This window comes from Paraburkholderia polaris (assembly GCF_012927345.1).
GTDB classification, from domain to species: Bacteria; Pseudomonadota; Gammaproteobacteria; order Burkholderiales; family Burkholderiaceae; genus Paraburkholderia; species Paraburkholderia polaris.
In genome coordinates this window covers 62,696-87,310 of record NZ_JABBGJ010000032.1, presented here as the reverse complement: position 1 = coordinate 87,310, position 24,615 = coordinate 62,696, and the positions used below count along the sequence as shown (strand labels likewise).

The 24,615-nt window shown below is 60.7% G+C and carries 21 protein-coding genes and 2 pseudogenes; 10 read left to right on the top strand and 13 right to left on the bottom strand.

The genetic code is table 11. The features are described from left to right. Window positions 1–6: 6 nt before the first annotated feature. Window positions 7–210: pseudogene (locus tag HHL24_RS45130) on the bottom strand (hypothetical protein); the annotation flags it as partial. Window positions 211–377: 167 nt separating this feature from the next. Here HHL24_RS45130 and HHL24_RS27590 point away from each other — a divergent pair. The 3 genes from HHL24_RS27590 to HHL24_RS27580 are packed head-to-tail and all read left to right on the top strand — an operon-like array spanning window position 378 to window position 4,326. After that, window positions 378–1,046, top strand: a complete 669-nt coding sequence (locus HHL24_RS27590; protein WP_169488520.1) for a (2Fe-2S)-binding protein — start codon at window positions 378–380, stop codon at window positions 1,044–1,046. 13 nt (window positions 1,047–1,059) lie between these two features. Further along, window positions 1,060–2,067, top strand: a complete 1,008-nt coding sequence (locus HHL24_RS27585) for an FAD binding domain-containing protein (protein ID WP_169488519.1) — start codon at window positions 1,060–1,062, stop codon at window positions 2,065–2,067. A gap of 24 nt (window positions 2,068–2,091) precedes the next feature. Then, window positions 2,092–4,326, top strand: coding sequence for a xanthine dehydrogenase family protein molybdopterin-binding subunit (locus HHL24_RS27580; protein ID WP_169488518.1), 2,235 nt, complete (start codon window positions 2,092–2,094; stop codon window positions 4,324–4,326). Window positions 4,327–4,373: 47 nt separating this feature from the next. On the opposite strand, the gene HHL24_RS27575 is transcribed toward HHL24_RS27580, so the two are convergent. Beyond that, entirely contained in the window at window positions 4,374–4,580 is a 207-nt protein-coding gene (locus tag HHL24_RS27575) for an aldo/keto reductase (protein WP_407947530.1), read from the bottom strand. Between the two features lie 94 nt (window positions 4,581–4,674). On the opposite strand from HHL24_RS27575, the gene HHL24_RS27570 reads away from it, so the two are divergent. Further along, a complete protein-coding gene (locus HHL24_RS27570) occupies window positions 4,675–5,118 on the top strand; it encodes a winged helix-turn-helix transcriptional regulator (RefSeq protein WP_169488517.1) in 444 nt (147 codons plus the stop codon). A 201-nt stretch (window positions 5,119–5,319) separates the two neighbouring features. Here HHL24_RS27570 and HHL24_RS27565 read toward each other — a convergent pair whose 3' ends face one another. Next, window positions 5,320–6,024, bottom strand: a complete 705-nt coding sequence (locus HHL24_RS27565; RefSeq protein ID WP_169488516.1) for a TetR/AcrR family transcriptional regulator — start codon at window positions 6,022–6,024, stop codon at window positions 5,320–5,322. Between the two features lie 231 nt (window positions 6,025–6,255). Here HHL24_RS27565 and HHL24_RS27560 point away from each other — a divergent pair, with 231 nt between their 5' ends. The 4 genes from HHL24_RS27560 to HHL24_RS27545 all read left to right on the top strand — a co-directional run bounded on the left by HHL24_RS27560 (window position 6,256) and on the right by HHL24_RS27545 (window position 11,919). After that, window positions 6,256–7,668 (top strand): MFS transporter, encoded by a 1,413-nt coding sequence (locus HHL24_RS27560; RefSeq protein WP_169488515.1) that lies wholly within the window; start codon window positions 6,256–6,258, stop codon window positions 7,666–7,668. A gap of 129 nt (window positions 7,669–7,797) precedes the next feature. Further along, on the top strand, window positions 7,798–9,375 hold the full coding sequence (locus tag HHL24_RS27555) for an MFS transporter (RefSeq protein ID WP_169488514.1): 1,578 nt from the start codon (window positions 7,798–7,800) through the stop codon (window positions 9,373–9,375). Window positions 9,376–9,553: 178 nt separating this feature from the next. Then, window positions 9,554–10,888 carry an MFS transporter gene (locus tag HHL24_RS27550; protein ID WP_169488513.1) on the top strand — a complete coding sequence of 445 codons (1,335 nt, stop codon included), beginning with the start codon at window positions 9,554–9,556 and terminating at the stop codon, window positions 10,886–10,888. An 80-nt stretch (window positions 10,889–10,968) separates the two neighbouring features. After that, window positions 10,969–11,919 (top strand): LysR substrate-binding domain-containing protein, encoded by a 951-nt coding sequence (locus HHL24_RS27545; RefSeq protein WP_230417589.1) that lies wholly within the window; start codon window positions 10,969–10,971, stop codon window positions 11,917–11,919. A 26-nt stretch (window positions 11,920–11,945) separates the two neighbouring features. Here HHL24_RS27545 and HHL24_RS27540 read toward each other — a convergent pair whose 3' ends face one another. Then, on the bottom strand, window positions 11,946–12,749 hold the full coding sequence (locus HHL24_RS27540; RefSeq protein WP_169488511.1) for a class II aldolase/adducin family protein: 804 nt from the start codon (window positions 12,747–12,749) through the stop codon (window positions 11,946–11,948). A gap of 350 nt (window positions 12,750–13,099) precedes the next feature. Between HHL24_RS27540 and HHL24_RS27535 the strand changes: the two genes are divergently transcribed. Continuing rightward, window positions 13,100–13,534, top strand: coding sequence for a winged helix-turn-helix transcriptional regulator (locus HHL24_RS27535; RefSeq protein WP_169488510.1), 435 nt, complete (start codon window positions 13,100–13,102; stop codon window positions 13,532–13,534). An 83-nt stretch (window positions 13,535–13,617) separates the two neighbouring features. Here the strand turns inward: HHL24_RS27535 and HHL24_RS27530 are convergent, their stop codons facing one another. Together HHL24_RS27530 and HHL24_RS27525 are read right to left on the bottom strand one after the other, a co-directional pair. Beyond that, complete coding sequence (locus tag HHL24_RS27530) at window positions 13,618–15,210, bottom strand: methyl-accepting chemotaxis protein (protein ID WP_169488509.1); 1,593 nt, start codon at window positions 15,208–15,210, stop codon at window positions 13,618–13,620. A 231-nt stretch (window positions 15,211–15,441) separates the two neighbouring features. Then, window positions 15,442–15,681 (bottom strand): annotated as a pseudogene (locus tag HHL24_RS27525) (beta-eliminating lyase-related protein); the annotation flags it as partial. Between the two features lie 84 nt (window positions 15,682–15,765). Between HHL24_RS27525 and HHL24_RS27520 the strand changes: the two are divergent. Further along, window positions 15,766–17,238, top strand: a complete 1,473-nt coding sequence (locus tag HHL24_RS27520; RefSeq protein WP_169488507.1) for an aminotransferase-like domain-containing protein — start codon at window positions 15,766–15,768, stop codon at window positions 17,236–17,238. 108 nt (window positions 17,239–17,346) lie between these two features. Here HHL24_RS27520 and HHL24_RS27515 read toward each other — a convergent pair whose 3' ends face one another. The 7 genes from HHL24_RS27515 to HHL24_RS27485 all read right to left on the bottom strand — a co-directional run bounded on the left by HHL24_RS27515 (window position 17,347) and on the right by HHL24_RS27485 (window position 24,548). After that, window positions 17,347–17,832, bottom strand: a complete 486-nt coding sequence (locus HHL24_RS27515) for a MarR family winged helix-turn-helix transcriptional regulator (RefSeq protein WP_169488506.1) — start codon at window positions 17,830–17,832, stop codon at window positions 17,347–17,349. A gap of 206 nt (window positions 17,833–18,038) precedes the next feature. Continuing rightward, window positions 18,039–19,100, bottom strand: coding sequence for a serine hydrolase domain-containing protein (locus HHL24_RS27510; RefSeq protein WP_169488505.1), 1,062 nt, complete (start codon window positions 19,098–19,100; stop codon window positions 18,039–18,041). Between the two features lie 9 nt (window positions 19,101–19,109). Beyond that, window positions 19,110–20,261, bottom strand: a complete 1,152-nt coding sequence (locus tag HHL24_RS27505; RefSeq protein ID WP_169488504.1) for a M20 aminoacylase family protein — start codon at window positions 20,259–20,261, stop codon at window positions 19,110–19,112. A 125-nt stretch (window positions 20,262–20,386) separates the two neighbouring features. After that, a complete protein-coding gene (oxlT, locus tag HHL24_RS27500) occupies window positions 20,387–21,673 on the bottom strand; it encodes an oxalate/formate MFS antiporter (protein ID WP_169488503.1) in 1,287 nt (428 codons plus the stop codon). 148 nt (window positions 21,674–21,821) lie between these two features. Then, window positions 21,822–22,835 (bottom strand): alpha/beta fold hydrolase, encoded by a 1,014-nt coding sequence (locus tag HHL24_RS27495; protein ID WP_169488502.1) that lies wholly within the window; start codon window positions 22,833–22,835, stop codon window positions 21,822–21,824. Window positions 22,836–22,869: 34 nt separating this feature from the next. Beyond that, the gene (locus HHL24_RS27490) at window positions 22,870–23,025 is read right to left on the bottom strand and encodes a hypothetical protein (protein ID WP_169488501.1); all 156 of its coding nucleotides are present in this window, start codon (window positions 23,023–23,025) and stop codon (window positions 22,870–22,872) included. Next, complete coding sequence (locus tag HHL24_RS27485; RefSeq protein ID WP_169488500.1) at window positions 23,022–24,548, bottom strand: amidase; 1,527 nt, start codon at window positions 24,546–24,548, stop codon at window positions 23,022–23,024. Before HHL24_RS27485 ends, HHL24_RS27490 begins: the two co-directional genes overlap by 4 nt. Window positions 24,549–24,615 lie beyond the last annotated feature (67 nt).

Here is a 24,615-nt window from a genome sequence, read left to right as displayed (position 1 = left end):
CACCGGCACACCCCAGTTGCCGTCGACAACCTGTGTCACGCCGAAGTCGACCGCAACGGACATCAACGAGATAGCTTCATCTTCGGCGAGACCCCTGGTCGTCATCAGAACGCGGCGCGTTTTGATGAACGCGTCGCGCATTGCGAGGTCTAGCGTCGGCTTCTCGTAGCCCTTGCTCTGCGCGTGCGTGCCGAATTCAGCAAGATGGTTTGACGCGACGGCCCGCGAACAACCGTAGGCTTCAAAAATGGCAGGAATTTCATCTCGGCGTCAGTCCAAATTTATCTCGCTGCTGTTAAAAAAGAGAACTCGGTCGGACACGGGACGACGCCATGCGCGGCGGGCCCCGACCCATCATTCAGCGGAGAATTCGATTCATGGACGAAAAGTCCCGGAAACCAGGCACAAGCCAAAATGATGCTGAAGCAGTGTTCCAACGCGTGACACGTCGTTCGTTCCTGGGCCGCGTGGGCGCGGCCGGCATCACGATTGGCGCCGGACAACTTTCCTCTGTCGCACATGCAGCTTCCGGCGATGCTGACCAGGGTGACACTGCAGCCACTGACCTAAGCGCAGATAGTGGCAACGTACATGTCCGATTGAACGTCAACGGCACCAACCACGAACTGGATATCGATCCCCGCACAACGCTGCTCGATTGCGTGCGCGACCATTTGCGACTTACCGGCACGAAGAAGGGTTGCGACCACGGCCAGTGCGGCGCCTGCACGATGCATGTCGACGGCAAGCGTGTGAATTCCTGCCTAAGCCTTGCCGCCACCCATGAGGGCGAAGCGATCACGACCATCGAAGGCCTTGGACAGGCGGGCAATCTGCATCCGATGCAGGCCGCCTTCGTCGAACACGACGGCTTTCAGTGCGGGTACTGTACCTCCGGCCAGATCATGTCGGCGGTCGCGCTGCTCAATGAGCCTTACGGTCACAGTGACGAGGACGTCAAGGAAGCCATGAGCGGAAATATCTGCAGGTGCGGCGCCTATTCGAACATCGTCTCCGCGATCCAGCAGGTTCGCCGGAAAGCTTAAGCAGAGCATACGAATGGAACTCTTTCAACTCAAGCGCGCGTCAAGCGTCGCGCAGGCACTCGACATCGCGCAGACTGCCCCCGGCAGCCCGCAAAGTGGCGCGTCGATGCGCTTTCTGGCCGGCGGCACAACACTGCTCGACCTGATGAAGCTCGACGTGGAGCGTCCGACGCAAGTCATCGATATCCATCGCCTGCCGCTTGCTCAGGTCGAAGCAATCGCCGGTGGCGGCGTCACGATCGGCGCGACGGTACGCAATTCCGATCTTGCGAATCATCCGCTGATCAAGACGCACTATCCTGTCCTCTCCCAGGCGCTGCTTTCCGGTGCGTCGGCCCAGTTGCGAAACATGGCGACGACCGGCGGCAACCTGTTGCAGCGTACACGCTGCGTCTACTTTCGCGACACTGCCACGCCATGCAACAAGCGTGAGCCTGGCACGGGTTGCTCCGCGATCGGTGGGTTCAATCGAAACCTCGCCATTCTGGGGACCAGCGATCACTGCATCGCGACGAACCCCTCGGACATGAGCGTCGCGATGACCGCACTCGAGGCCAGGATCCATATCGAAAGCAGCCAGGGCAAGCGCAGCATCGAAATTGACGACTTCTTCCTGCTGCCCGGGGCCACGCCGCAACGTGAAACGGCGCTCAACCCTGGTGAGCTGATCAATCAGGTGACGCTCCCTGCGCCGGCAACCGGCAGTCGCAGCGTCTATCTGAAACTGCGAGATCGCGCTTCGTATGAATTTGCGTTGGCGTCGGCAGCGGTCGTCATGACCGTCTCGTCGGGCAGGATCGCGCACATCAGGATCGCACTGGGCGGTGTCGGCGTTAAGCCCTGGCGCTCGCGCGAAGCCGAAGCCGTCTTGCTCGGCCGCGCGCCTGAGCCCGCGACGTTCCGGGCAGCGGCCGAGGCCGCGCTCCACGCGGCGCGAGCGCAAAGCCAGAACGGTTTCAAGATCGAACTTGCAAAACGCTGTATCCAGCAAGCACTCAAGCTGGCCACACAGAATGCCTGACCCAGGTCGTGACGCGGAGAGAACGTGCAATTAGATAGCAACAAAACGCAGCCGGCCATCGGCGGCGACTTTACCCGAATTGACGGACCGTCCAAGGTCAGCGGTGCGGCGACGTACACGTCGGATTTCAACTTCCCAGGCATGCTTTACGCAGTACCGGTTTGCGCGACGATCGCCTGCGGACGGATCGATCAGCTGGAAACGGCCGCGGCCTCGAAGATGCCAGGGGTCCGGGCTGTCTTCACACGCGAGAACATCGGAAAGTTCTATCGCGTCGGCTTCGGACCAAGAATCGACGAAAGACGCCCTCCGCTCGACGACGACATCATCTCGTATTATGGCCAGTACATTGCACTAGTAGTGGCCGATACGTTCGAGCAGGCAACCGCCGCGTCCAGTGCAGTGAAGGCGCGATATGCGCAACGTCAACCCAATGTGAAGGTCCAGATGTCCGCAGAGGGGACGCCGTCAGTCGACACACAGCGCGGCGACGCAGAGGCCGCATTTGCGGCTGCCTCTGATGCGCTCAAGCTGGACCAGACCTACACGACGCCGATCGAAACGCACAACCCAATCGAACTGCACGCCACGGTAGCCATATGCGATGGCACGAACTACACGCTCTACGAAACGACGCAAGCGGTCGTCTACCAGCGGCAGACGATGGCACAGATGCTCGGCGTACCGGAAGACCAGGTGCGCGTCATCACGAAGTACCTTGGCTCCGGATTTGGCGGCAAGCTGTTTCCGTGGCCACACTCGCTACTCGCCGCTGCGGCGGCCCGCAATCTGCGGCGCCCCGTCAAGCTGGTGCTGACCCGCGAGATGATGTTCCAGAACGTGGGCCACCGTCCGGCCACGGAGCAGCGCATACGCTTGTCGGCAACACGCGATGGCCGTTTGACATCGCTGCAGCAGCAATACGTCTATCAAACAGCCCGCCTGGATACCCGCAAAGAGAATTGCGGCGAAGCGACAGGCTATCTTTACAGCTCGCCGAACCTGCAAGTGACTGCCGCCCATGCGCGCCGGGACATCGCGCCCAGCACATCCATGCGCGGTCCGGGCGCCGTCCCTGGTTTGTTCGCAATCGAATCGGCCGTCGACGAGCTTGCCATCAAGCTCAATATCGATCCGGTCCAGTTACGCCTTGTCAACGAGCCGGCAATTGACGAAAGCCTGAATGTGCCGTTTTCCTCACGGCACCTCAAGGAGTGTCTGACGCGCGGCGCAGAGCAATTCGGCTGGGCAGCGCGCAAGATGCCGGTCGGGTCGATGCGGCGTGACGGTCTGGTGATCGGCTGGGGAGTCGCAGCGGGGTCGTGGCAAGCACAGCGATCCGCAGCGGAAGTCATCGTTGAACTGAACGCCGATGCAACGGCGCGCGTTTTGACAGCGACTCAGGACATTGGCACGGGAACCTACACCGTACTCGCTCAGATGGTAGCCAATGTAACCGGGATCGCGCTCGGCAAAATTTCAGTGGTGATCGGTGACACACGCTTGCCTCCCGGCCCGATGTCCGGCGGATCGAGGGCTACTGCGTCGCTGGTTCCGGCCGTGGCGCAAGCGGCGCAGGCGGCGGTCCAGCAGCTTTTGGTCACCGCAGCCGAGGCAGGTAACTCGCCCTTCAGCGGGCAGAAGGTGGACGCACTTGGTTTTGAGCAAGGCATGGTCTATCGCAAAGGAACCTCGCCGGGAGCCGGGGTGCCCTTCGAGCGGATTCTCGGGCCGGCAGGAATCAACACGGTCGTGGGAAGGGGACGGTCCGGTCCGAACCAGGACGATCCTGATGCGAAGCGCGTGTCGGTGCACTCATACTGCGCGCATTTTGTCGAGGTCACGTGGCAGTCCGAAACAGCGCGGTTGCGAATCAGTCGCGTGGTGAGCGTGATCGATGGGGGCAAGATTATCAATGCCCGTACGGCGCGCAACCAGATCGAAGGAGCCGTGGTGATGGGTGTTGGCATGGCGCTATTCGAAGAGACGAACTACGACAGCCGTTCCGGCGCACCGATCAACCGCAGCCTCGCCGACTATGTCATGACCACGCATGCCGACGCACCGAAGATCGACGTCACGTTCCTCGACTATCCGGATCTCGCATTGAATCCACTCGGCGCGCGCGGTGTCGGAGAGATCGGAATCGCGGGTATTGCGCCAGCGATTGCGAACGCTGTCTATCATGCGACGGGCGTGCGCGTGCGTAATCTTCCGGTTCGGATCGAAGATCTGTTGGCGGCTCAAGTGTCCTTGTAGACTCGCTCCCCGGCATCAATGCGACGTCTCGGCGATTGTCGAGCAGATCATGCGCGGGATCGCTTTCCTGACGCTGCGGGGCTGCCGCCCAGACGGAGCGTCCGGTAATCGCGAGCGCGCAGATCGTCCAGCACCGCTGCGGTCTCTTCGATCGGCACCAGCGGATCGGGCCAGTGGACCTGATACAGATCGATGTAATCTGTCCGCAAGCGCCGAAGCGTATCCTCTACTTCTTGACGAATGCGCCCTGACAAATGGCGAAGCGCCCATCGGACGGGCAGGCGAGCCGATTATTTCAGCGGCATCCGGCGATCACAAGAAGGCACCTGACGGTTTCATACTTTCCCCATGGAAACAAATTGCTACGACGACGCTTACGCGCTCGACAATCCGCAGAAAAAAACCGATGACCTGGCGCGGAACATCATCGAGCAGATCGCGGACAAGTGGACCATCCTCGTCATCGACGCGCTCGGCACGCATGGCGAGATGCGTTTTTCGCGGCTGCGCGAAGTGGTGGAGGGCGTGAGCCAGAAAATGCTCACCAAGACATTGCGGCAACTCGAGCGTGACGGCCTCGTTACGCGCTACGTGCATCCGGTGATCCCGCCGCGGGTCGACTATCAACTGACGCCGCTGGGGCGCAGCCTGCTCGACAAGATCTGCGGGATATGGGACTGGGTCGAAGTCCACATGAGCGAAATGGAATTAGCGCGACGCGAGTTCGATCACGGCGAAAAACGGATCGATCGCCTACGTCCGCGTGATGTCGCCGAAGCGATCGGTGACTGAACTCGAAGCCCTTGCAGCTCGAGCGCAGCAGCCGCCTGACGAAGCGTCGGCAGCAGCCACCTGAAAACCAGTGGACGGATTCCGGGCGCTTCGGTCAATTCGTACCGTGCGGCGAAGCGGTCCACGGCGCGCGCGTTCGCGCGCCGGTTGATGGTTATCTGCCGCGCTGGACGAGCCCGCCAGCCCGCCAGCACGTCACGCTCAGGCGCTTTCCAGCGCCGGAAGCAGCGCTGGCGCGCTCGTGAGGAAGGCGCGCACATGCATCGCAATCACCGCGTCGCTGGGCGTGGTGTTGTCGTTCGAATAAATACGGCGGCGAATCGCAAGGTGGGATACCGCGCCGTGCAGTAGCCAACCCACCTCGGTCAGATGAGCCGGATCGGCCGGTACGCCGCGTCCCAATTCGTGTGCCGTCTCAGTGACAATGATCTCAAGCGCATGCGTCACGACGGCATTCGTGTACGTCGGCGCCATCTGCAAATCTTCAAGCGACGAATAGAGAAACAGGCGAAGCCACTGCCGCGTCAGCAGGGTGTCGTAGTACTCGCGATAAAAAGTATTGAGCCTGCTTTCAAGGGGCACACTGCGGTCTTTCAGTTGAACAAACCACAGCGCCTTGAAGGTTCCTACAATTTCGCGCTTGTAAACTTCGTCGATCAGCGCAGCCTTGCTAGGAAACAGGCTATACAGCAACCGTTGCGACACGCCACACGCCTCCGCAATCGCGCGAGTCTGCGCGTTCAGGCCATGCTCGGCGAAATATTCGGCGGCCTTCTCCAGCACGCGCGCCTGACGCTCGGCACGTGGCAGACGCTGCGGTGCTTTCTTCATCGGCCGCTTGACCGGCGCGCGACCCGCTACGGTCTTGCTGCCCGGCTCTGCAACATCCCTGGATTTGGCCTTCATAACGCTCCTGTGTGCATCGCTTTTAAAAAATAAGTCTTCACATGACGACTTATGGTTTGATAGAGTATATCGTCCGGGTGCGCGGAAGAGTCTCGCCAGGCACCCGGACGCAGCCACGCATTATCTCAGGCTGCCGCAAAGCGAGCCCCGTCTTTGACTGACACCGACCGCAAACGCCTCAATCCGAAGCGTTTGAGGGCCTGTCGCACAACCCGAATTCCATTCTCCGCCATGTCTTTGTCAAGCCGCCAGCCAGTCATCATCGCGCTGATCGTCGCCAGTGCTTATTTCATGGAGAATCTGGATGCGACGGTGATCGCGACCGCCCTGCCCCACATGGCCGCCACGTTCGGCGTCACGTCCGTGAGCCTGAGCATCGGCATGACTGCCTATCTGCTGGCGCTCGCGGTCTTCATTCCAATCAGCGGATGGGTAGCCGACCGCTTTGGGCAACGTTCGGTGTTCGGTGGTGCGATCATCGTGTTCACCGCCGCCTCCATCCTTTGCGGGCTAAGTAACGGCCTCGTCGAATTCACCATGTCGCGGATCCTGCAGGGAATCGGCGGCGCAATGATGGTGCCTGTGGGTCGCCTCGCCGTGCTGCGCAGCACCGAGAAGCGTCACCTGATGCGCTCGATCGCCTATATCACGTGGCCCGGCCTCGCCGCACCGGTGTTGGGTCCAGCACTGGGCGGATTTATTTCGACCTATTTCAACTGGCGCTGGATCTTTCTGCTCAACGTACCAATCGGTTTGCTGGGTCTGGCGCTCACCGCCCTATTCATTCCGAACTACCGCGAACCCAGCCGCCGTCCCTTCGATGTGCCGGGGTTCGTGCTGAGCGGTATCGCGCTGACGTGCCTGATGTACGGCATGGTCCTGATCGGGCAACTGCATAGCGACTGGCGCATCACGGCTGCCGCGCTGATCTGCGGCCTGGTGGCTGCAGTCCTGGCTATACGGCATTTCGGCCGCGCCGAACATCCCCTGATCGATCTTGCGCCCTGGCGAATTCCGACGTTCCGCGTGACCCTCGACGGCGGTTCGTTATATGTCGTATCGGTTAGCGTCTCACCCTTCCTGTTACCACTGCTGTTCCAACTGGGCTTCGGGTTGAATGCATTCGCTGCGGGTTTGCTGGTGCTCGCCTACGCGGCCGGCAATCTGGGCATGAAGACCGTCACCACGCCGATCCTCAAACGCTTTGGCTTTCGCAAGGTCATGATCGTCAACGGGCTGCTCACCGCGGCCACAATCGCTTTGTGCAGCCTGCTTTCGCCAGACACGCCGCGCGCGCTGATCATGCTGGTACTGCTGGTCGGCGGCCTGTGCCGGTCGATGCAGTTCACAAGCATCAACACACTCGCGTTTGCGGACGTCCCGCCGGCGCGAATGAGTTCAGCGAGCACGTTCTTCAGTATGGTCCAGCAGATGACCATCGGTCTGGGCATCGCATTTGGTGCGATCGCGCTGCACGTTGCGGTTCTGGTTCATGGAAATCACGCACAACTCTCACTGGCCGATTTCCGGATCGCCTTCCTGCTAGTGTCTGTGCTGGTGCTGTTCTCGGTCCTCTACTTTATCGGCATAGAACCGGATGCAGGCCGGGAGGTGAGTGGCCATACGCGGACCGCACCGCGATAGCGCGGAATTAAACCGAGTGAATGCGGATGTCCTGATGGGCATAACCGTGGAAGTTGAACAGAGAGATAGCCCGTGCAGGAAAAGAGCGTTACCCCGTCCGCAGGACGACCGGTCGCCTCGGCTGGTGTCATGTCAATAGTAGACGTAGCAGCTCCCCGTAGCGCCTCGCAACAGATGCTGATCCTCGTGGGCATTTGCATCGCAGTGCTCGTGCTGCCGCTGAATTTCGGCGGTGCGGCCGTGTCCGCGCCGGCCATCGGCACCACCTTGGGAGGCAGCCCAGTGGCGGCCAACTGGATTCTCAACGCTTTTATGCTGAGCTTCGGCAGCAGTCTGATGGCCTCGGGAGCGCTTGCCGATCTGTTCGGACGAAAGCGTGTATTCGCCATAGGCGTGGTGCTGTTCGCGTTGACATCACTCGGGATCGCCGCAGCGCCCACTCTACTGTGGGTCGATTTTCAGCGCGCGCTACAGGGTATTGCCGCCGCATTGGTGCTGGCCGGCGCGTCGGCAGCGCTCGCACAGGAGTTCGACGGACATGAGCGCGCCCGCGCGTTCAGCATGCTCGGCACCACCTTCGGCATCGGCCTGGCGCTTGGCCCACTACTCGCCGGGTTTCTGACGGAGACGTTCGGTTGGCGTTCGTTCTTCCTGGTGGATGCCGCAATCGGCTTGAGCGGATTTGCACTCGGCGTTCCGAAGCTAAGAGAATCGTACGACCCCAATGCCACGGGTCTCGATTGGCCTGGCGCCGCCAGCTTCACCGCCGCGCTGACACTCTTCACATTCGGGCTGTTGCAAGGGCCGGAAAGCGGCTGGAGCAGCCCTCTCATCATTGGACTGTTCTCAGGCGCCGTGGCGATGTTCATCGCGTTCGTCTGGATCGAGAAACATGCTTTCCGGCCCATGCTCGACCTGTCGCTGTTTCGCTATCCGCGCTTCGTGGGTGTGCAGGCGCTCCCGCTAGCGACGGCATTCTGTTACGTCACCCTGCTTCTGGTCTTGCCCACGCGATTTATCGGCATTGAAGGACATTCTGCGATCGACGCCGGCTTGATGATGCTCTCGCTATCGGCGCCGATGCTCTTTGTGCCTATCACGGCGGCATTTCTCACGCGATGGATGTCGGCCGGTGTCATTTCAGCGGCCGGCCTCGTCATAGCGGCCGTCGGTATGCTTTGGTTCAGTGGCATCGCGCCTGACGCGCCATCCGATGCCCTGACGCTTCCGCTATTCATCATCGGAGTCGGAGCCGGCCTGCCGTGGGGCCTGATGGATGGCTTGTCAGTCAGCGTCGTTCCAAAGGAACGCGCGGGCATGGCAACCGGCATCTTCAGCACGACGCGTGTCGCGGGAGAGGGCATGACGCTCGCAATCGCCGGTGCGATACTGGCGGTCCTCACACGTCTAAGGCTATCCGACGCACTCGCGGCGTTCCCGCCCGTTTCGCGCGATGCCGCCGCGCAAGCCGCCCAACGCGTGGCAACCGGCGATCTGCCCCATGCCGTCGCTCTTCTGCCCGCGCTGGGGCAGCCCATTCTCGCGCAGGCATACGATGGCGCATTCCGCATCCTGCTCCATATTCTCGTGGCAATCACACTGGCCTCCGCGCTCGTCGTGCTTGGATTTCTCGGTCGCACGCCATCCACTGCCAGTCCGACCGATACCGGTCCCGCGCTTCTGGGCGGCGAAGGGGCGGTTGACTGAGAACACGTTGGGGTGAGGTGGTGATCCGTAATGCGCCCACCTCGCGCCCACCTCGCGCCCACCTCGATCTGTGACGTTTTCTCACAGAGTCAATATTTTTCGTGCATTGTCGTACCCTCGGTCAGGGCGCCTAATCATCCTCGAGAGCATTCCGTAACGCGTAAATCTGGAGGAAGCCATGGATCTCGGGCCGCGCAAACCTGCGATTTCCGATCGGTTGATGAAACGGATCGCCTGGCGGCTCGCGCCGCTGATGATTGTGATGTACATCGCGAACCAGCTTGACCGCGCGAACATCGGCTATGCGGCGCTGACCATGAACGCCGAGCTCCACATGACAACGGCGCAATACGGCTTCGCCGCAAGCCTGTTTTTTCTCGGCTATATTCTGTTCGAAGTGCCGAGCAATCTGTGCATGCATCGGTTTGGCGCTCGGCTGTGGATGACCCGCATTCTGCTGAGCTGGGGTCTGCTCTCCTCGCTGACGAGCTTCGTCCCCGACTCCCGCTGGCTCTATATCGCCCGCTTCTTTCTTGGCGCGTTCGAAGCCGGCCTGTTTCCCGGCATGGTGTATTACCTCACGCTGTGGATGCCGGCGCGCAATCGCGTATGGATGATGTCTCTGTTCGTGACGGCAATCCCGCTGACCGGCGTGCTCGGGGCACCGGTGTCCACCTGGCTGATGACGCATGCGAGCGTGTTCGGTATCACCGGCTGGCGCGCAATGATTCTGCTGGAGGGAGCCCCCGCAATCATCCTCGCCGGGATTGCCTATTTCTGGCTCACGGACGACCCATCCCGCTGCCGCTGGCTTTCCGCTGCGGAAAAGAGTGAAATCGCTGCGGCGCTGGCTACCGAACAGGCCGAGGCAGCGGCCGCCACCTCGCCGTCCAGCGCCTGGAAGGCGCTCGGCAATCCGAAAGTCTGGGCGCTCGGTGTCGTCTACTTCGGCACCAACGCCGGCATCATCGGCTTGCTCTATTTCCTGCCGCAAGTCGTTAAAACGTTTGAAAGCACTTTCGGAGTGAAGTACAGCCTCGTGGATATCGGACTGATCACCGCGATTCCATTCGGCGTGGCCGTTGTCGCGACGCTCATCTGGGGCCGTGTGGTTAGCCGCCACCAAGTTGGCGCCTGGCATGTGGCAGGCCCCTTGCTGGTGTGCGCGGCCGCGCTCTCAGTGGCCCTGCTGCTGAAATCTCCCTACCAATCGATCATCGCCCTCTCGATCGGCTCCGCGGCCTGCTTCTGCAGCATCACAACCTTCTGGCAACTGCCGAGTCGTATCCTCACTGATCGCGCTGCAGCGGCCGGCATCGCGCTGATCACAAGCATCGGGGTATCGTCAGGATTTTTGCTGCCCTATTTTATCGGTTGGGTGAAAGATACGACCGGCACGTTTGTCCTCGCATTTGTCGGCATTGCCGCGACGATGGTGCTCGCTTCGATCACGGTCACGCTGCTCGAAACCCGTTGGCGCAAAGTTGGCCAGCCGCAGCTTGCCAGTGAATAAGCGTGACCAGCGCGTCGCCGTCCTTAGGATTATCATCGATGGATCCATTGCCCATTTCTTTTCGCCAGCAAGGATTCTCGATGCGCCGCGGTGTTCCTAGTCTCAGTGCGCTGCAAGCTTTTGAAGCCGCCGCGCGACATGAAAGTTTTTCGAAAGCTGCGGTCGAGCTGTCGCAAACGCATGGTGCTGTCTGCAAAAAGGTCAACGAGCTCGAGGCTCATCTGGGCATCCCCCTGTTCGAGCGGGTGCGTCAGCGCCTCGTATTGTCCGCGGCGGGCGCAGAGTACGCGCGGCGAATTCGCGTTCATCTCGACCAGATTCGCCGCGATACGCTGGAGCTGATGCGCCAGCAAAGCGAAGTGAAGATCCAGTTGGCCGTCGGCGTCACGTTCGCGTCTCAATGGCTGATTCCGCGCCTGCATGACTTCTACGCGCTCAACCCGGACCTGCAACTTCACATCATGGGGCGCGACCAGCCGACGTTCTTCGACAATTCAAGCTTCGATGCGGCGATCTATTTCGGACAGAGCCTGTGGCCCGCTATGCCCGGGCAACCGCTCGTGAGCGACGATAAGATTCTGGCTGTCTGTGCGCCCGGGTTGGCCGGTGGACGCGATAGCCTGAGCCGCGAAAAGATCGGCACGTTGCCCTGGATTCACACCCGCGATCTTCCGCGCGCGTGGCTTGCATGGTCCGAAAGCGCCTCCACGCAGGTCACCGAACATAGTGCGGCGAACCAGCACTACGACATGTTCATCATGGCAATCAACGCCGCGATTTCTGGGCTAGGCGTGGCTTTGCTTCCGCGTATCCTGATCGAACGCGAGCTGCGCAGCGGTGCACTCGTCCAGGTGCATCCTCATTCGATCCCGAATCCGGAGACCGTCTACTACTCGTTTCCCGAGCAGAAACGCGACTGGGAGCCGCTTAAACGCTTCGATCGATGGCTAGGCGCGGCCGTGCGCGACTATCGCGAAGGCTGCCAACGCGACCGCACGGCAGCCTTCGAAGCGACGCTTGCGCCAAACTGAGGACGTCCGTATGGCGACGTCCGTGTTCAAGCGAGTTCGCGCAGATCAGGGCTATCGCGCAGGAGTTGCTGGTAGAGCCCCTGGAAGTTGAGCCACGCGACGTAGTCGGACCCCAGTTGCGCGTGCGTAGTCCGCGCGTCCTCGTCCGATAGCGGCTCGATGGGACCTGCCGCCTCGGCCAGCAACTGCACCTGGCAGCAACGCTCCATTGCAATGAAGCGGTACGCCGCGGCGTCGACCGATGAACCGACGGTCAGCAGGCCATGATTGAGCAAAACGGCGGCGCGCTTTGTGCCCATCGTCTCCGCGATTCGGCGACCCTCTTCGGTGGCGAGCACGACTACGTCGCCGCGAAATAGCACGTGATCGTCATAGAAGAGACAGGCTTCCTGATTGAGCGGAGCAAGGAGCCGTGCGCGCGCCGAAAACGCGCGGCCGGAAGTCGTATGTGTATGGGCTGCTGCAACGACATTGGGATTCGCGCCGTGGATACCGCAGTGAATCGCCGCCGCAGCGGCGTTGACGGGTCCGGTCCCGTGATAAACGTTGGCCTCCTCGTCGATGCAAACGAGATCGTCGGGATGGATCGACGAAAAATGCTGCGCGTACGGGTTGACCCAAAACCGGTCGTGAAACTCCGGATCGCGGACCGTGATATGCCCGGCTATGCCCTCGGCCAGCCCGAATCGCGCAAAGATGCGAAATGCCGCAGCGAGTTTGAGCTTGCGATGTTGCCGTTCATCGTCGAGGCTGGCGAATACCGGCGGCTCTGGCAAGCGTCCGCCGATTGGTTTCGGAATCTGCAACTCGCGGACTTCCGCATGGCCCATGACATACTCCTTCGTGCTGATCGGAGCCTTGATTTTCGTCTGCACAGAGGACACCGTCCATCGACGATTTGTCACAAGATCGCTTCTTGCGCTCACAACGCGCGGCCTCGTGATTCGATCGTGGTGTCCAGACACGCAAGGACGCGTCCGAGGCCGAAGCTCGAAACAGGCGCACATAAAAATTCAATCGCAAGTGTTTCGATAGTCATGCGATACTCGTTATTTGACAAACCGCACCCGTGTCGGATGCTGTCCGATTAACTGAGGCCTGCTGATTAACCAGGCAGACCAACGAACATGTCAGCCCCATCAGGCATCCACAAAACACCTTGCGTCCCCATACTTTCCCCATGGAAACAAATTTCGACTATGTGCTTTGCGCCGATGAAAACGCGCAAAAGAAAACCGATGATCTTGCGCGCGACATCATTGAGCAGATCGCCGATAAGTGGACCATTCTGGTGATCGATGCACTCGGGACTGAAGGCGAAATGCGTTTTTCGCGCCTACGCGAACACATCGGTGGCGTCAGTCAGAAGATGCTCACGAAGACGTTGCGCCAACTTGAGCGCGATGGTCTGGTGTCGCGCCACGTGCATCCGGTGATACCGCCGCGTGTGGACTATCGGCTGACGCCGCTCGGAAGCAGCCTTCTGGACAAAATCTGCGGAATTTGGGATTGGGCCGAAAGTCACATGACCGAAATGGAAGCGGCGCGGCTGCAGTTCGACCGTGGAGAAAAGCGGGCCCTCACCTCGCGGTCACCCTACGGTGTGACTCTTTAGACGGAAAAGTTTGAGCGTGTGAGTTGCGAATGCATGCGGCAGTTCGGTGCCTGCAAGGGTGGCCGATGCTTCATACGACCAGATCAATCACGCTTCGTTGGCGATGAACCGCGTATCCGGAAAGCGCCGACCGCGCTGCGCAACGCAAACGCCTGCTCTTCCAGTGATCGCGTCGCTGCCGATGCCTGTTCCACCAGCGCGGCATTTTGTTGCGTCGCTTCGTCCATTTGCACGATGGTCTGCCCAACCTGTTCGATGCCGATGCTCTGCTCTTCCGACGCCGCGGCGATCTCGGCCATGATCTCGTTGACCTGCCGTACGGATTGCAAAATCTCGGCCATCGTCGCCCCGGCGTCGCGCACCCTGAACGACCCCGCCTGGACACGCTGAACCGATTCACCGATTAGCGCCTTGATTTCCTTTGCAGCGTTCGCTGAGCGCTGCGCGAGCGAGCGGACCTCGCTTGCGACAACCGCGAAACCGCGCCCCTCCTCCCCCGCGCGAGCAGCTTCCACAGCGGCATTGAGCGCGAGAATGTTAGTCTGGAACGCTATGCCCTCGATGACCGAGATGATCTCCGCCATCCGCTCGGACGATGCCGAAATTCCGTCCATCGTTTCAACAACGCTTTGCACAGTTTGACTGCCGCGCGTGGCTATCTCCTCTGCCGCCGTGGCTACTGCACTAGCTTGCCTGGCACTATCCGAATTCTGTTTGACGGTGCCGGTGAGTTGTTCCATCGACGCTGAAGTCTGCTGCAGCGACGCCGCTTGCGATTCCGTGCGCGTCGACAAATTTGCATTACCCTGGCTGATCTGAATACTTGTCGTCGAGACGCCGTCGGCATGCTGCCGCACGCTTTCGACAACCTCATGCAGTGCGTTGCGCATCCGCTCCATGGTCGCAAGTATGCTGTCGCTGTCACCAGGCCGCACCCGCACCGCCTGAAACAGGTCGCCGCTGCGGATGGCGTCAGCGAGATGCTTGACCTGACTCGGTTCGCCGCCAAGCGCCCGCGTGATGTCATGCGTGATCCAATAGGCAATCACACCGCCTATCGAGATTGCCAGCGCGGTCAGCACGAGCATGAGCACCTGGAATGTGCGTCCAACTTCCCGCGCCGCGCTTCCCTGCACGCTGTTCAACTGCTCTTCGAGATCAATGAAGCGATCTATGGCGTTCAGCCAGTCGACGAATGCCGGCCGGGTCTGATCAAGCAGCACGCGCTGCGCACCGACTGTGTCCCCCGCCCGCTGCCGTGCAATCACGTCGGCCATCAAGGGCAATGTGCGAGCCTCGTCGGCCTTGATGGCTGTCAGTGCCGGCTGCTCGTCGTTATACGCGGCGCTGCGCGCAGCAACCATTTTGTCGAGTGGACCGGCTGCTTCCTGGTACGCTTCGTTCAATTCAATGATACGCGCCAGCACCGATGGAAGTTCGCCCGGCGGCACGAGCACCACGTCGCGCAGCGCTATTGCGCGATTGTGGACACTTCCGCGAAATGCAATCGCATAGGTTTCCTTGACACTGTTCACGTCATTGATTGTCGTGAGGCTCGCATTGATCTTGTTGACTCGCGTGATCCCTACAATCGTTAGCGCGATGAGCGCAAACAGAATTAACCCAAAACCCGCAGCAACCCGCGTGCCGGTGCGAACATTCTGAAGTTTCAACATCGCTCCCTATGCGATCACTCTGACCAACTTGTGTGCCTGCCTGCTAACGACCAACGTACCCGAGCTTTGCGAACAGCCGACTCACGACCTTAGCGCGCGCCAAAGAAGTCGCGCACGACGGTGAGCGCAGCCTCGACGGCGTCCGCGCAGACGTCGAGGTGCGTAACCCAACGCTGCTGCGTCGTGCCATACACAGACGCGACGCCAATACCGCGCGCAGCCAGGTGATTATTCGTCGCCGCGTGCGCAATGGGACATGAGTGCGATAAGATTTGCCTGCGTGCCCGACGACGCAAACAGGGCAGATTCCTTGCCGAGGATTTCGCAGACTGTTGCTTCCAGTCGATTGACGGTCGGATCGTCTCCAAGAACGTCGTCGCCCACTTCAGCCGTCGCCATCGCGGCACGTATTTGAGGGCCGGGTCGGGTAACGGTGTCGCTGCGGAAGTCGTAGCGGATTGCAGGGCTCATCGCATTTCCTTCAAAGAGCAGCGATCTTGGCATTCCGATCCTGTTGAGCCAATACACAGCAAAGCTGAATCTGTTAGATGACAGATGCGCAGCGTTGAATTGAACAGCATGCAGGCAACTGAATCCGTTCTGCCACGATATAAACGACTCGCTCAGCAATTGTGGGAGGGAATCGTCAATGCAGGACTGTGCGAAGGCAGTCGCATACCGTCCGTGCGCACGCTGGCAGTGCAACACGACGTGAGCCTCACTACCGCCGTGCAGGCCCTGCGCTGGCTGGAAACGCAGGGTCATATCGAGGCCCGCCCCCGATCCGGTTATTTTGTCGCGAGGCGCCTCGAGCACTCCCGCACCGCGCGAGCAACCGGGTGGCCCAACCCGCCTCCAGAACTCGATGCCCAGGCCCGTGATCACCTTGCGATGGTAGGTGCGCCGTGTGCGGTTCGTTTGGACCTCGCTGTCGGCGAGCCGTCGCTGTATCCGGTCGACAAGCTGAGCGTCCTCTTACGCCGTCGCGCGTACCAGGAACCGGACCTGGTCGGTGCGCATGCGCGGGGGGCGGGACACCCTGACCTGCGGCGAGAGATCGCTCGCCAGGCGATGCAATATCGCTGCGAACTCGCCCCGGACGAACTGGTTGTTACCAATGGCTGCATCGAAGCGCTGAATCTTGCACTCAGGGCCGTGACGCGACCCGGCGATGTCGTGGCAGTCGAGTCGCCGACTTATTTCGTGTTGCTGCAAATGTTGGGCGCCCTCGAACTGAGGGTCCTGCCAATCCCGTGCCGAACCGGCACCGGGATGGATCTCGACGCGCTGAAAAGTGCGCTCAATGAAACGCGTATCAATGCGGTCGTCACCATCGCAAACGCCAACAACCCGGTTGGCAGCATCGCGTCAGACGCGGACAAGGCGGCGCTAGTGAGGCTGCTGCAAGCGCGCAACATTCCTTTAATCGAGGACGACATCTTTGGAGACATCTGCTATGACGAGCTGCGGCCGCGTCCGGCACGGGCCTTCGATACGTCCGGCAATGTGCTTCTATGCGGCGGCTTCTCGAAGAGTCTTTGTCCCGGCTTGCGCCTTGGCTGGATTGCGGCGGGAAAGTTTAGCGATAAAGTTCGGGCGCTGAAATACACCACTAGCATGGCCACGGCCGAATTGCAGCAGACCGCAGTCGCTGGGATGCTCTCCAGTGGTGGTTTCGCTTTGCACCTGCGACGGCTCAAAGGTGCGCTACAGGACCAGCAGAGTGCACTACGCGATGCTGTCCTCCGTCACTTTCCCGAAGGCACAGAAATGAGCCACCCACGCGGCGGATTCGTTCTCTGGCTAAAGTTGCCCCCTACCGGCCGCCTTCGCGTCAGCACGCGCCCTATGTTTGAGCAGGCACGCTCCGAGGGTATCGGTTTTGCCCCAGGACATCTGTTCGGCCAAGGCGGCGCCTACGACGATTGCCTGCGATTGAACGCCGGTTATCGGTGGACGAACAACCTGGAACAAGCGGTCGAGCGTCTCGGCGCGCTAGCACGGATCGCCGTCGCCGCGTCGGAATAGCGGCGCGCGCCAGAGAACACTGGCAACCGGCTCCAGATCGGCGCGCATGGGCCTCGCGTGGCAAGACGAACGACTGCAGCGTCGTGAGCAATACGTGACAAAAATGATTCAGGCGGTGCGCTTGCGTCGTGCCGGCGGGAGCGTCCATTCACCGCCCTCCTCAACGTGTTCCGTCAGCTTGTTGACGCAGTGAAAAAGCACTCGCTTTTCCTCCGCTGACAGAACGGACATGAGCTGCTCGTCGAAGACCTTGCCGATCCGATCACACTTGCGGACAATTGCCTTGCCTTTCCTGGTCAAGTTCAGGTTGATGACACGTGCATCCGTCGTGCCGGTAGAGCGCGTCAGCAAGCCGCGATTAGCTAGCGTAGTGACCAGCTTCGAAACCAGCGTCTTTTCAAGGTATGTCAACTCAATCAGCGGGCCGAGGGAGATGCCAGGCTGCATATCGACGAAACGCAGCACGCGCAGGTCCCGCAGGGTTACGTCGCATTCGGCTTCGTAAAGACCAGACGCCACTCCCTTGGCCAACTCGCTCAGTACATCGAGGTGGAAGTTCAAATGCTCCAGTCTTGGATACGGCGCCTTCGACATGCTGTTCTCCCATTCACGTATTCTGATTCGGTTGCACACTACAACATTTGAATTTTACGCGTTCCCCGCACGAAACATACCATCGTATGGTAACTCCCCATACGTGCAGTCAAGTCGGGCGCTCGCCACACGGCACGAGCATGCCGAAATGCGCACGAATGGGGCAGGCACGCACGACGGCGGTGCGGCAAGCAGATAGACGCTGATTAACTCGTCGCCCCCTCGTCAATCGCCTTGAGCACCAAACTGAAAAATTCGTCAGCATGCGCCGGATTGAGCCAGCGCACCACCACCGCCAGCCGGCGTTCAGGTTCGATCCAGGTGAACGAACCGCCCGCGCCGATGGCGAAGTAGCTCGAGGCCGGCACGCTCGGAAAGACACTGCGCTCGTGGTTAAGCCAGACCAGGTAGCCATAGAACGGAGCAATCGCACACGGTGTCAGCATGCGCTGCAGCCACTCGCTGGAGACGATCCGCTGCCCGTTGACGCTGCCCTGCCCCAGGAACAGCTGGGCCACCTTGATCTGATCCTGGGCGCTGATCGACAGGCCGCCACCCCAATGCGTGCCGCCCGGAACCGACTGCACGCGCTGCCCGCCGACCTCCACCCAGGCATTGTCGTAACCGACCCATTGCCAGTTCTCGCTCGCGTCGAGTGGCCGCATGATCGCTTCGCGAAACACCTCCGGCAACGGGCGGCGGAACAGGTGCAGCAACGCCAGCGAAAACTGGTTGATGCGCACGTCGTTGTATTCCCAGTAGGTGCCAGGCGCCTGTAACGGCCGCCGGTCCCCTTTCTTGCCGTCGGGCTCCTTGCCGAATTTCACGTATCGGTAGTGGTCGGCCTCGTCGGGCAAGCCGAAACACACGCCTTGCCATTCGCTCGTCTGCTGCAGCAGATGCGCCCAGGTCACGCTCGCGTTGTGTTCGTCATCAAAGCCGATACCCGGCACTCGCACGTGCACCGGCTCGTCGACATCGGGCATCAGGCCGCGATCGTGCGCAACGCCGGCCAGCAGCGCGAGATAAGTCTTGGCGATGCTAAAAGTCAGGTCGGCGCGATCAGGTTCGCCCCACGAAGTTAGCGGCCGGCCGTCCCGAGTGATGACGCCGGACACCGGTCCACGTCCATGCACCGGTCCGAGCAGCCGGTTCCAGGGTGGCGGGTCGTCCGGATGTACGCCCCATACACCATCGACCTCGCGGTCCCACGGCGTTTCATGGTCGATCGAGAATTGCACAGCATGCTGGAGATTGGCAGGTTGCATGAGGGTCCTTTACCGGGCACAGAACAGCTTGACGAGGTTCACCCAATAACTCGCACCGATCGCAAGCGCGGCATCGTTGAAATCGTAGTGCGGATTATGGAGCGGTGCTGCCGGAGTCGACTCGTCAACGCCCATCCAGATGTACGCGCCGGGTTTTGCGTGCAGCATGAACGCAAAATCTTCCGAGGCCATCGAAGGCACACAACCTCGCCGCACACTGGAAGCACCGACGGTCGCCTCGGCGGCCGCAGCTGCAAGATCGGCTTGAGCGGCAGTATTGATGGTGGCCGGGTACGCGTAGCGATAGTCAAGCGTCGCGTTTGCGCCCAGGGCACGCGCAATACCCGAGGAGATGTCGCCGATCGACGCGCGGATTCGTTCCTGCACGTCGCTCGAAAAACAGCGCACGGTGCCGCGAATGACCGCACGGTCAGGAAGTACGTTCCACGCTTCGCCACCATGAATTTGCGTGACGCTGACGACACCTGATTCCTTCGGGGAAATTCGTCGGCTTATGATTGTCTGCAACGCGGTGACGATCTGGCTAGCACACACCAGCACGTCACTCCCTTCCTCCGGCATCGCCGCATGCGAGCCTTTGCCGTCGACAACAATCTCGAAGGTGTCGAACGATGCCATCATCGGACCGTCGTTGATCGCAAAATGTCCGCGCGGGATGCCCGGCCAGTTGTGCAAACCAAACACGGCGTCGCACGCAAAGCGCTCGAAGAGCCCCTCTTCGACCATCATCTTGCCGCCGCCCGCCGGCCCCTCTTCTGCTGGCTGAAAAATCACATGTACCGTGCCGCGCCAACTGGAGTCGCGGCTCAACGCGACAGCGGCGCCGAGCAGCATTGCAGTGTGGCCGTCATGGCCACACGCATGCATCTTGCCTTCATGTTGCGATCGATGCGCAAAGCTATTGGCTTCAGCGATCGGCAGCGCGTCCATGTCGGCACGTAAGCCGATGGCGGGTCCCGCGCTTCGGGTCATGGTGCCGACCACACCGGTTCGTCCGATGCCGCCATGTACCTCGAAGCCATATTGTCGCAACACGCCGGCGACGAGGTCTGCGGTTGCGACCTCCTCGAACGCAGTTTCCGGACAGGCGTGCAGTGCGTGCCGCCACTTCATCATCAGGTCGATCAGGTCGCTATCCATCGGAATTTAATCCCTTTCAGTGAAAATTACGGAGACAAGAAAAACAGAGAATCGACGCAGTGGTCAAGCATCAGCGCAGATTCGAGTGGGCGAGCTTCCAGGCAAGCTGGTAATCGCCGTTTGCATCAGGAGGGCCTGGATGCGCGGGCAAACCACGCGCGGCGCATCGGCCTGAGTGCGGCGATCGCGAGTACAGCGGTACAACTATCCAATGCGATAGCCGTGCCGAACACCGCGTCCCAACCGCCCGTATGCTGGTGGAGTAGCGCGGCCACCGGCCCGCCCAGGATCGAACCGATACCTTGCGCATAAGACAGGCACGCGTAGTTGACGATCGCATGCTTGCTGCCAAAGGTGTCCGTGAGCGTCGAAGGGAAAAGCGAAAAAATCTCGCCCCAGCCGAGAAAGACAACGCCCGACAGCAGCACGAACAACAATGGGTCGTGCCGCAACGTGAGCCACAAGGTCATCGCTATCGCTTCCATCCCGAATGCGATCAGCATCGTGTGCTCGCGCCCGATCAGATCGGAGATCCATCCGAACATAGGCCGCGTCACGCCGTTCGCCACGCGATCAATCGTCAACGCAAGCGGCAACGCCGCGAGGCCGAACACGGTGACCCCCGCCATGCCGAAATCTCGCGTGAAGACTGCCATTTGTGAGGTCACCATCAGGCCGGATGTCGCCATCATCGACATCATCACAAACATCAGCCAGAACAACGGCGTGCGCAGCATATTGCTGGGCCGCGTGTCGGGTACGGCGGCGGCGGCTCTCTGCGGCCGCCAGTCCGCCATATAGCCAGGAGGCGGCAGCCTCATGCCGAGGGCGGCAAGTATGCCGATACCGCCGAGGATTACGCCATAGACGGCCAGCGTATGCTGATAGCCGTACTTGGCGATGCTATTGGTGATCGGAAACGTCGTGAGCATCGCGCCCATGCCAAAGCCCGCCATCACGATGCCTATCGCAAAACCGCGACGGTCTGGGAACCAGCGTGCCATCAGCCCGATCGTGCCGACCACGACTATCCCTACGCCGACTCCCCCGAGAACGCCATAGCAGAGGTAGATGGACAGTAGAGACTCCGCGCGACTCGTCAGTACCCAGCTAAGCCCCGTGATCGCGCCACCCGTGGCCAGCAACCAGCGCGGTCCAAAGCGCTCGATCAAATAGCCCTCGAGCGGCGACAGAAAAGTCTGGCAGACAATGAGAATGGAGAAGGTGACCTGCAAACTCGGCAGCGACACGCCGAGCTGCGCTGTCAGCGGGCGCGTCAGCAAAGTCCAGATGTATTGGGGATTGGAGGCGACCATCGCACATACGAGGCCGCACAATAATTGCCACCAGCGGCTGTGTAGCGAAAGTGCAAGCGGCACGCGGGTGCCGGCGCCGAAATCCTGGGTGCTCATGCTTCAACTCCGTACGAATAGGTGACACGAAATGACTCAGGCAGCGCGCTTGCCTTGCGGCCTCACGCCACGCTCATGAACAACGCACTCAGTACGTCGAAGGGTAAGCAAGAGAAACACGAGACGCAGCCGCGGCATATCCAGTACGTCAGTCCTCAAGATGCCGGGTTATAGCAGCGGAAATAAACGCGGCATCGTCCAGATTGGCTGTCGGCAGCCCGGCGCGATGGCCCCATATCGACCGAATGGGAAGGAGCCTGGCGTTTCGCATTTGCTCGACCTCGAGGCGGTTGTCTTCCACCTGGAAATACAGGTCGGTTTCGCTTGGCATGATCAACGCCTTCGCGGTAATCGCGTTCAGCGCCGCGTGAAAATCGCCCTTATATCTGGAATTGGCCGCGATGTTGGCGTGTTGCCATGTCCATAGTTGAGCCATCAGGTTGTTGCCATCGCGCTTCAGGAAATTCTGTTCCCACGACATCACCAGATAATCTTCGAGCGAGGAAAAACCGGCCTGCCTCCATACCTCGTTACGATAAAACGTCTGCGACATCGCCATGGCGGCGTAATTACGGCCCATGGCCCGCAAACCGCGTTCGGGACGTTCGACGAACGTTCCGTTCTGAAAGCCGGGATCCGTCGTCAGGGTCGCGCGCACGCCCTCGATGAATACCTGATTGTGCGGCGAGGTCTTTGCCGCGCCGCAGAGCACGACTAGCCGCCTGACCATCTGCGGATACATTGACGCCCATTGATACGCCTGCAGCCCGCCCATCGACCACCCGCACGCCAATTGCAAAACGTCGATGCCGAGTTCTTGCGTCAGGAGCTGGTGTTGAATCGCGACGTTATCGGCGATCGTCAGATTCGGCCAGCGGCTTCCGCTAAAGGGCTCAGTTGCGTTGCTCGGCGAGGACGACAGTCCATTGCCGAACAGATTCGGAATAACAACGAAGTACTTGTCGGTGTCCAACGCCTTGCCCGGACCGAGCATCCACTCGATGTCATAGTGGTGCGCGGAAAACGGCGTCATATACAGAATGACATTCGATTTTTCTGCGTTCAACGTTCCGTAGGTTTGATAGGCGAGCTTGGCATCTCTGAACGTGATACCCGATTGCAACACCACGTTTCCGGCATTGAATACAAAATAGTCTTCCATGGGTAGGGGTCCCTATTGAAATGTGACGAGTGGGTCACAGAAAAGTCAAATAGAAGGTGTCGATGCGCTGCGGCGGCATGAAGTTCGGCCACACGCGCATCGCATACACAAGAGCGCTTGCCCGCAGTTCAGCCGCGAACGTGCCCGGCAACAGATAATCGATAACATGAGTGCCGCCGGCGCCCGTCATACGGCAGGCCGCACCGCGCTGGCGTCCGCTTCGGCGGTCATCCCCGTCAACGGCGGGTCGGTGACGATAGACTTGAGCGCGGCGACCGGCTGCAACAGTTTCGTCAGATCGGGCCGCGGCCGCCGCAGCGCGTCATCGTGCCGCCAGGCCGTCTCGAATGCCTGGGCGATGTCGAGCAGGCGACGATCGCCGCGAAACGGCCCAACCAGTTGCAGGCCAAACGGCATGCCGGCGTGGTCGACGCCACACGGCAGCGACAAAGCCGGATTGGTCGCCAGCGTGATCACATAGGTAAGCGCCAGCCAGCGGTAATAGTTCGCGAGCGGCCGCCCGTTGATCTCGGCCAGATAAGTTTGCGCCCATGGAAAGGGCGAAATTGGTGAGGTCGGCGAGATGATCAGATCGTAATCCTGGAACTTTTCCTGGAAACGGCGAAACAGGCGGGTCTGTTCGGCATGCGCCCAGACCACGTCTGCGAGGGACATTGTTTGCCCCATTTCGTAGTTGCTTCGCGTGTTCGGCCCGAGCGAAGCGGGATCGCGCTGATAGGCATCCTGAAAACCGGCGACGAAGTTCTGCGCGCGGATCACATCGAAGCAGCGGTCGATTTCACCCACATCGATCTCGAGCGGCTCGCAGACCTTCACGTAGCGGGACAGCTCGGCAATCTTGGCTCGGAAGGTTGAGCGCAGCGCCTCGTCGACCTCGCAGACGCCGAAGTCCTCCGTATAGGCGACGCGCAGCGTGCTGAGGTCGACCTGTGCACGCTGTGCGAAGGCGGAAGGATCAGCATCCTCGCCCAACGGGTCGCTAGCGTCGAGACCGACACTCGCCGTCAGCAGCAGGCGAATGTCGGCGATATCGCGCCCCATCGGGCCGATCACCGAGATCGGCGTCCAGCCAAGCGGTTTGCTGTCGTTCGGCACCAGTCCAGGCGAAGGCCGGAAGCCAACCACGCCGCACAGCGCCGCGGGGATGCGCAACGAACCGCCCATGTCGGTGCCGGTACAAAGCGGCAGCATATCGGTGGCGAGCGCGGCGGCCGAACCGCCCGAGGAACCGCCAGCGTTCAACATCGGATTGAAGGGATTGCCGGTCGCGCCCCACACGACATTACGGGTGTTGGCGCCCGCGCCCATTTCCGGCACATTGGTCTTCGCCGCGACGATCGCGCCCGCAGCGCGCAAGCGGGCCACCATCACGCTATCGCGCTGCGGCACGTTCGAGCGAAACAGCGGCGAGCCATACGTGGTGAGCAGGCCTGCCGTCTCCTCGAGATCTTTCACGCCAAGCGGCAGGCCATGCAGCAAGCCTAGGGGCTCACCGCGCAATACGGCCACCTCCGCGCGCTTCGCCTCGGTGCGCGCACGCTCGAAGCAGGTCGCAGCGATCGCATTGACAGCGGGGTTCAGCGCTTCGATCCGCGCGATGCATGCCTCCAGCAATTCGACAGGCGACACCTGCCGGCTACCTATCAGACGCCGCGCCGCGTCCGCGGAGAGCGAAACCAGAGAGTTGTCCATACTTGCCCTATTCCTTTACTCGTTGTCGCGATCGGCTCCTTCCGGATGCCTATCGCCGTTGCTTCGT

What these genes read in the sequence shown, in the direction of transcription:
- HHL24_RS27570 (WP_169488517.1), top strand. Translation starts at nt 4,675, where the DNA reads ATGGAAACAAATTGCTACGACGACGCTTACGCGCTCGACAATCCGCAG.
- HHL24_RS27490 (WP_169488501.1), bottom strand. Translation starts at nt 23,025, where the DNA reads ATGACGGGCGCCGGCGGCACTCATGTTATCGATTATCTGTTGCCGGGC.
- HHL24_RS27585 (WP_169488519.1), top strand. Translation starts at nt 1,060, where the DNA reads ATGGAACTCTTTCAACTCAAGCGCGCGTCAAGCGTCGCGCAGGCACTC.
- HHL24_RS27505 (WP_169488504.1), bottom strand. Translation starts at nt 20,261, where the DNA reads ATGGATAGCGACCTGATCGACCTGATGATGAAGTGGCGGCACGCACTG.
- HHL24_RS27530 (WP_169488509.1), bottom strand. Translation starts at nt 15,210, where the DNA reads ATGTTGAAACTTCAGAATGTTCGCACCGGCACGCGGGTTGCTGCGGGT.
- HHL24_RS27555 (WP_169488514.1), top strand. Translation starts at nt 7,798, where the DNA reads ATGTCAATAGTAGACGTAGCAGCTCCCCGTAGCGCCTCGCAACAGATG.
- HHL24_RS27485 (WP_169488500.1), bottom strand. Translation starts at nt 24,548, where the DNA reads ATGGACAACTCTCTGGTTTCGCTCTCCGCGGACGCGGCGCGGCGTCTG.
- oxlT (WP_169488503.1), bottom strand. Translation starts at nt 21,673, where the DNA reads ATGAGCACCCAGGATTTCGGCGCCGGCACCCGCGTGCCGCTTGCACTT.
- HHL24_RS27540 (WP_169488511.1), bottom strand. Translation starts at nt 12,749, where the DNA reads ATGGGCCATGCGGAAGTCCGCGAGTTGCAGATTCCGAAACCAATCGGC.
- HHL24_RS27535 (WP_169488510.1), top strand. Translation starts at nt 13,100, where the DNA reads ATGGAAACAAATTTCGACTATGTGCTTTGCGCCGATGAAAACGCGCAA.
- HHL24_RS27550 (WP_169488513.1), top strand. Translation starts at nt 9,554, where the DNA reads ATGGATCTCGGGCCGCGCAAACCTGCGATTTCCGATCGGTTGATGAAA.
- HHL24_RS27520 (WP_169488507.1), top strand. Translation starts at nt 15,766, where the DNA reads ATGCGCAGCGTTGAATTGAACAGCATGCAGGCAACTGAATCCGTTCTG.
- HHL24_RS27495 (WP_169488502.1), bottom strand. Translation starts at nt 22,835, where the DNA reads ATGGAAGACTATTTTGTATTCAATGCCGGAAACGTGGTGTTGCAATCG.
- HHL24_RS27590 (WP_169488520.1), top strand. Translation starts at nt 378, where the DNA reads ATGGACGAAAAGTCCCGGAAACCAGGCACAAGCCAAAATGATGCTGAA.
- HHL24_RS27565 (WP_169488516.1), bottom strand. Translation starts at nt 6,024, where the DNA reads ATGAAGGCCAAATCCAGGGATGTTGCAGAGCCGGGCAGCAAGACCGTA.
- HHL24_RS27515 (WP_169488506.1), bottom strand. Translation starts at nt 17,832, where the DNA reads ATGTCGAAGGCGCCGTATCCAAGACTGGAGCATTTGAACTTCCACCTC.
- HHL24_RS27545 (WP_230417589.1), top strand. Translation starts at nt 10,969, where the DNA reads ATGCGCCGCGGTGTTCCTAGTCTCAGTGCGCTGCAAGCTTTTGAAGCC.
- HHL24_RS27510 (WP_169488505.1), bottom strand. Translation starts at nt 19,100, where the DNA reads ATGCAACCTGCCAATCTCCAGCATGCTGTGCAATTCTCGATCGACCAT.
- HHL24_RS27560 (WP_169488515.1), top strand. Translation starts at nt 6,256, where the DNA reads ATGTCTTTGTCAAGCCGCCAGCCAGTCATCATCGCGCTGATCGTCGCC.